4 protein-coding genes are annotated in these 6493 nt (G+C 49.2%); 2 read left to right on the plus strand and 2 right to left on the minus strand.

All coding sequences use genetic code 11. The features are described 5' to 3' along the window. Nucleotides 1-329: 329 nt before the first annotated feature. Both PG888_RS22040 and PG888_RS22045 read right to left on the minus strand, forming a co-directional pair. On the minus strand, nucleotides 330-1190 hold the full coding sequence (locus PG888_RS22040; protein WP_270694387.1) for an HNH endonuclease: 861 nt from the start codon (nucleotides 1188-1190) through the stop codon (nucleotides 330-332). Then, nucleotides 1187-2722 (minus strand): AAA family ATPase, encoded by a 1536-nt coding sequence (locus tag PG888_RS22045; RefSeq protein WP_270694386.1) that lies wholly within the window; start codon nucleotides 2720-2722, stop codon nucleotides 1187-1189. Before PG888_RS22045 ends, PG888_RS22040 begins: the two co-directional genes overlap by 4 nt. 742 nt (nucleotides 2723-3464) lie before the next feature. Here PG888_RS22045 and PG888_RS22050 point away from each other — a divergent pair. Together PG888_RS22050 and fdhF are read left to right on the plus strand one after the other, a co-directional pair. Further along, a complete protein-coding gene (locus tag PG888_RS22050; protein WP_005333302.1) occupies nucleotides 3465-4064 on the plus strand; it encodes a 4Fe-4S dicluster domain-containing protein in 600 nt (199 codons plus the stop codon). A 46-nt stretch (nucleotides 4065-4110) separates the two neighbouring features. After that, nucleotides 4111-6255, plus strand: coding sequence for a formate dehydrogenase subunit alpha (gene fdhF, locus PG888_RS22055; protein WP_236323328.1), 2145 nt, complete (start codon nucleotides 4111-4113; stop codon nucleotides 6253-6255). Nucleotides 6256-6493 lie beyond the last annotated feature (238 nt).

Raw genomic sequence — 6493 nt, forward strand, 5'->3', positions numbered from 1 at the left:
CAGAGAAAATCCAAGCAAAACAACACGTTAGACGGTATTATTAATTCGCTTGCCGCTTAAGGTTCTGTACATGAGTGAAGTGTTTTGGCTACTCTCTTTTACCAAAACGGATAATGAATAGACGATAAAGTAATCGCTAATTAATTGCTGGCAGGATGGCAAAGGGGATGCGGTTGGGCCGCGATGGAGTCGTTATGTGCCAGAGGGGAAAGGTAGGGTGCAATGAACGAAGTGAATTGCACCAAGTATTAAAAGAGGTAAGAGGTGCAATGCGCTGAGCTTATTGCACCCTACGATTAATACGACTAAGTAAAATCAAAGCCAGTGATTCATAATTCATTTATTAGTGCTAGACACATAACTCTTTCCCAATGATTAACAAATGGTGCAGATTCGATCACCGGTTCGAGTATTGTTTTTTTAGCCGTAATAAGGTTCAGGCCAATATCCGTTAGTCTTTTTATCTGAGACAAATATGTGATAAGACGAGGGGCAGCCTCTTTTGAATATCTTAGCCTAAGGTCAAACTGCTTGAAATGATTATTGACTCGGTTTTTATTTTCCTCAGTCCATTCATTAGGTGGGTTTGTAAAAAAGTCTATCATGCCAGGTTCGCTATGATCATTGCTTTTAATGTATTTAGCAAAAATCCACTGATTTTCAAAGAAAGCTTTGCTATCTAGATATGGCTGAAGGACTTGTTCATCCTTTACCTTGAAATAATCAGAGCCCTTCCCATCCATGTTGCAGTCTCGACATGATGGTATTAAATTTATAGGTAAGATAGAAAATTGTGGGTAAAAAGATTTAGGTAAATAATGGTCAATATTTCTAGGTCGCCCGATGCCACCACAGTAGGGACATCTTTCATTTGCGGCTATCATTATTGAATCATAAATAGACCTTGCGGGCTTATTCTGTTTTGAAAAATAATTGTTGTAAAGTGAGAGTAGATCTGATTTTTTGAGAGTTCCAATAACTGCAGGATCATCCTCTTTATTATGGATGAGTGGATTGATATTATATAGTTCACCAGTGGATGCTGATGCAGTATAAATTACCTCACCTTCACTTAGTTGAGTCTTGTTATTTGTGATGTTATTAAGGAGTTCTGGATTGCCTGTAATACCTGCTTGGCATACATCAATGCTTTGAATGTAGGTGTAATTAGGAATTTTTAACTTTATCATGATATGCTATTTCCATCACGAATGGTCACGATGGCCCTTAATATCCCTCTTGCTTCAACCCCTAACTGGCCATTGTACTCATCCACAATATCTTCGTAAGACTTTCCACTTTCAGCTGATTTTACTAATAATCCGTGGAAGCCAGATTTCACGACTTCAAGACCAAAAATCTCTCTAGTTAGTACACCTACGTTTTCACCGAAGGTTTCAATCTTGGGTCTTTTATAGTCAGAAATAGAGCCTGTTCTATTCATTTTCCAAGCACAAGATTTAGGTATCTCTTGAAGCACAACTGGTGAATGTGTCGCTATGATTGATACACCGTTTCTATCGTAGAGCAACTCTGATAATGCACGAATAAATGCGGAAAGAAGTGGTGGATGAAGGTGACTTTCTGGCTCATCAATTAAAACTAATGTTTTTTCCTCAACGGTGGCGACAAGCCTCGTAATTGTTAATAATACAATCGCGTGACCAGAGCTCATTAACTGAATTTTCTTTAATGCTGTAGTTTCAAAGTTACTCTCAGAGCTTGATGCAAGTTCCTGTAGATTCATTTGTGCAAAGTTTTCATCGGATTCCAGAGTGTTTATCGCTTTCAACCATCGAGCCTTTTTTGGGGCTTGGCTAAAACAATATCCAAGTGCACTAGTAAAGTCTTTATGGATATCACTTAAGCTTTTTAATTGATTGTTGTCTTTTTTTAGTCCGATATAAAAATAGCATGTTCCAAGTGATGGATCTGATTGTTCTTTGGGGGGTGAAAAGATGTCAAAAGCACTAAATGATACAGAAACCAAACTACTAAAATAATCTTGCTTTATTGGGCTGTTATTCCAAGAGTCAATATCAATGAACTGTGAATCTGAACCATCACTTTTCATAACAGCATCTATCATGCCGTTTAATAAAGTTGTTTTGCCTACACCATTTCGACCTATTACTGCATGTATATTGGTACTTGGTTTAGATTCAACCTTAACTATGAAGTCTAAGTCGATAGTGCTCGACATATGAGCTGTAGGTGGGCGGAAAAATTTAAATTTGAAATCTGTTAATGGGGGATGGCCAGCTAAAACCTTAGCAAATTGGCCTTTGATTGCAGATATACTAACAGACCTAAGCAATGAGGTTTTGAATACCTTTTCATCTTCTATAAGAGGCAATGTTTGGAGAGAGAATGGAATATCTCTGATCGCGGTCAATATCGTTTTTTGTACATCTTTATCTAACTTGAAAATATTTTCGTAATAATCAACATCTTGGCCTACAGAAAAATAGTTCTCTGATAGTTCAACAAACGGGTCAGAAATACTTTCATAAGTAGAGGAATTCTCTTCTTGGTTTTTAAATCCGATTTTTACACTTCCTATCCTATGACAAAGTCCTTTTGAATCAAAGAATGAGAGAAAAAATTGTGTTTTGAAAGTGTAGTCGTCCCAACGGTCGATATCTAAGCATGCTGTGTTTTTTAATGAGGATGGAGTCCGCCCCCCTCTGGGTATAAGTAGGAAATTTATTTGTGTAGCCATATTAAAGTTCATTCCATCTTAATTTAAATGTAAATTTAAATTTTTAACTCACTAAATAATAAATATATTTTTACATAATTGGTAATGTTGGTGTTCGTTAATCAACTTTTTCTAGGTTCCTGCTCTGATATGCTGCATTTAAACTTCACTATTTTCTTAGAAACGACCCCAACGGAGCTGGTTGCCAACTGGCACATATTAACCAGAGGGATAGAAAACTAAAGGGGCAGGGGCCTAAAACCGGCTCTGGCTCAACAAATTAGTCAATAAGTGGCCTGTTTTTGTTCGGTTTGGCTTGATGATTGCCTACCATCTCGATAGCAAAACCAAACAACTTGTCATCGCCCCAAGCGGTTTTGGCGTGCTGCGCAGCCCATTCTTGGTCCTTGGTATGGCTTTTCTCTCGGGATTTCGTTCCTCCGCTTGCCTGGTTTGGGCGGCCGATCCTGGCTGCAAACTCCTTTGAACGGCTCCGTTATACGGCTGGGGCTGGGACTGGTCAGCCGGTGTCGAGCTCGTCACTTTTGTCGTGTCGATCACACTTCCCACCCCGTCGTCACCCTCGTCAGAGGTGGCAATCAGCGCGCTTATCTTTCTGATTACTCCTTTACTTTCAGTTGCTTGTAAATTTTTATCGCACCCTTGGCCCGTTTTGGTCTGATAAATGCTTTGTAGGGGGCTGGCCGCCTCTTTGCCTGTCGGCGGGCGGCCCGGTGTAACGAACCATTTAGGATCCCTCTCTATGAACAGCTTCGTGATTGCAGATCCCAGTCTCTGTATTGGGTGTCGTACCTGTGAGGTGGCCTGCGCCGTTTCACACCAGTCAGGGTCTTGCAGCGGGACCCTTGAGCGGGAGGGCGGCCTGCATCTTGCCATCGAGGATGGACATCTGGTCTCCAGGGACAGCTACTTTCAGCCGCGCCTGAAGGTGATCGTGGGCAGCAAGGTGACCACGCCGGTGCTCTGCCGCCAGTGTGAAGACAAGCCGTGCGCCATGGCCTGCCCGAACAATGCCATCGTCAGCGAAGATGGTTGCGTCAAGGTGTTGCAGGAGCGCTGCATCGGCTGCAAGTCCTGCGTGGTGGCCTGTCCTTACGGCGCCATGGCGGTGGTGCTCAAAGAGGTGGCACCTGCTGCCGATTCGCTCTTCAAGCGTCCGCAGACCAAGGCGCAGGCGCTCAAGTGCGATCTCTGTCGTCACCGCGAGGCGGGCCCGGCCTGTGTCGAGGTCTGTCCGACCCAGGCGCTGCGGCTGGTCACGCCGGAGCATCTTGAAACCCTGAACCGGCAGAAGCAGCTGGCCAGTGCCGAGGCACTGCTGGCGATGCCGGCGCGGGTGTGAGCGGGCTTGCCGAGCCGTTTTTCGTTAACAAACAAGAGTGTGAGTCATGAAAAAAGTCATTACCGTGTGCCCCTATTGCGGCACCGGTTGCAAAATCAACCTGCTGGTTGAAAACGACAAGGTGGTGGGGGCCGAAGGCGCCAACGGCCGGACCAACGAGGGGCAGCTCTGCCTCAAGGGCTATTACGGTTGGGATTTTTTGAACGACACCAACCTGCTGACCCCCCGTCTCAAGAGCCCGATGATCCGCCGCGAGCGCGGTGGCAAGTTCGAGGCAGTCTCCTGGGACGAAGCGATCGAGTTTGCCAGCAGCCGTCTCTCTGCCATCAAGGCGAAATATGGCCCGGACGCCATCATGACCACTGGCTCTGCCCGTGGCCCGGGCAATGAAGCCAACTATGTGATGCAGAAATTTGCCCGTGCGGTGATTGGGACGAACAACGTCGACCACTGCGCGAGGGTGTGACACGCACCCTCAGTCTCCGGTCTGGAGACAACTGTAGGCAACGGCGCCATGAGCAACGCCATTCCCGAAATTCAAGAGACCAAGTGCCTGCTGGTGTTTGGTTACAACGCTGCTGACTCTCACCCCATCGTCGCCCGCCATATCCTCAAGGCGAAGGCAAACGGGGCCAAGGTGATTGTGTGTGATCCCCGTATGGTGGAGACCGCCCGCATCGCCGATCAGTGGCTGCCGCTCAAAAACGGTTCCAACATGGCGCTGGTTAACGCCTTCGCCAACGTGTTGATCAATGAAGGGCTCTACAACAAGGCATTTGTCGCAAACTACACCGAAGGGTTCGAGACCTTCAAGGCGACGGTGGCCAAGTACACCCCGGAATATGTCGAGGGGATCACCGGCCTCAAAGCTGCCGATATCCGCGCAGCCATTCGCACCTATGCCGAGTCGCCTGCTTCCATGATCCTGTGGGGCATGGGGGTGACCCAGTACGGTCAGGCGGTGGACGTGGTCAAGGGGCTGGCGGGTCTGGCGCTGCTGACCGGCAACTTCGGTCGTCGCGGCACCGGTTGCGGGCCGGTGCGCGGTCAGAACAACGTGCAGGGCACCTGTGACATGGGGATGCTGCCGCACCAGTTCCCGGGTTATCAGTCGGTGGCCGATCCCGAGATCAGCGCCAAGTTCGCCAAGGCGTGGGGCGTGGCGTCGCTCTCCCAGAAGCCCGGCTATCGCCTGACCGAGCTTGGCCACAAGGTGGAGGAGGGCAAGTGCAAGGCCTTCTACATCTTCGGTGAAGATCCGGCCCAGACCGAGGCTGACTTGGGTCAGTTCCGCCGCACTCTGGCGGGGATGGAGCTGGTGATCGTGCAGGATATCTTCATGACCCAGACCGCCGAGATGGCCGACGTCATTCTGCCCGCCACTAGCTGGGGCGAGCACGAAGGGGTCTACAGCTCGGCAGATCGCGGCTTCCAGCGCTTCTACAAGGCGGTGACGCCCCCCGAGAACGTGAAACCGGACTGGGCCATTTTCTCGTTGATGGCGACCGCCATGGGTTATCCCATGGAGTACCACAACACCGAAGAGATCTGGGACGAGATGCGTGCGCTCTGCCCGCTCTATGCCGGGGTCAGCTACGACAAGATGGCCGATCTCAAGAGCGTGCAGTGGCCTTGCCCGACCGAGGATCACCCGGGCACCAGCACTCTGTTTGAGGGGAATGTGTTCACCACCCCGAGCGGCAAGGGTCAGCTGATTGCCTCCGAGTGGCGGCCGCCGCTGGAGCAGCCCTGTGCGGAGTACCCGCTGGTGCTCTCCACCGTGCGCGAGGTAGGTCACTACTCCTGCCGCTCCATGACCGGCAACTGTTCGGCGCTGCAGACCCTGGCCGATGAGCCTGGCTATGTGCAGATCCACCCGAGCGATGCCAAAAAGCTTGGGGTGAAGGATCAGGCGCTGGTCTGGATCTCGTCGCGCCGTGGCAAGGTAATTACCCGGGCCAACTACAACGACCGGGTCAACGCCGGGGTGGTCTACATGACCTACCAGTGGTGGATCGGGGCCTGCAACGAGCTCACCATCGAGCACGTCGATCCCGTCTCCCACACGCCGGAGTACAAGTACTGCGCGGTGAAGATCGAGCGCATCGACAATCAGCCTGAGGCGGAAGTGTACGTCCAGACTGAATACAGCGCGCTCAAGGCGAAATTGCGCAGCGCAGCCAAAGGGTAATCGTCGTTAATAAAGTGGATCCAGGCTCTGTTTACAGGGCCCGGATCCCCTCATCCTTTTTTCAGCAGGCAGGTGTCCACCATGAACCGTGAATTAACGATCTCGTTCGGGATTTTTTATGTTTCAGCCTATTTGTTGGCCATGTTATTGGGGATGGGGTGCAGGGCGAGAGCGTGAACATATTGTTAAATTGACTTCAATTCAGCCAGCCCTGAATCCAATACCTTTTCCAGATATG

It is taken from the genome of Aeromonas sp. QDB23 (genome assembly GCF_027707745.1).
GTDB lineage: Bacteria > Pseudomonadota > Gammaproteobacteria > Enterobacterales > Aeromonadaceae > Aeromonas > Aeromonas allosaccharophila.

What these genes read in the sequence shown, in the direction of transcription:
- PG888_RS22040 (WP_270694387.1), bottom strand. Translation starts at nt 1,190, where the DNA reads ATGATAAAGTTAAAAATTCCTAATTACACCTACATTCAAAGCATTGAT.
- PG888_RS22045 (WP_270694386.1), bottom strand. Translation starts at nt 2,722, where the DNA reads ATGGCTACACAAATAAATTTCCTACTTATACCCAGAGGGGGGCGGACT.
- PG888_RS22050 (WP_005333302.1), top strand. Translation starts at nt 3,465, where the DNA reads ATGAACAGCTTCGTGATTGCAGATCCCAGTCTCTGTATTGGGTGTCGT.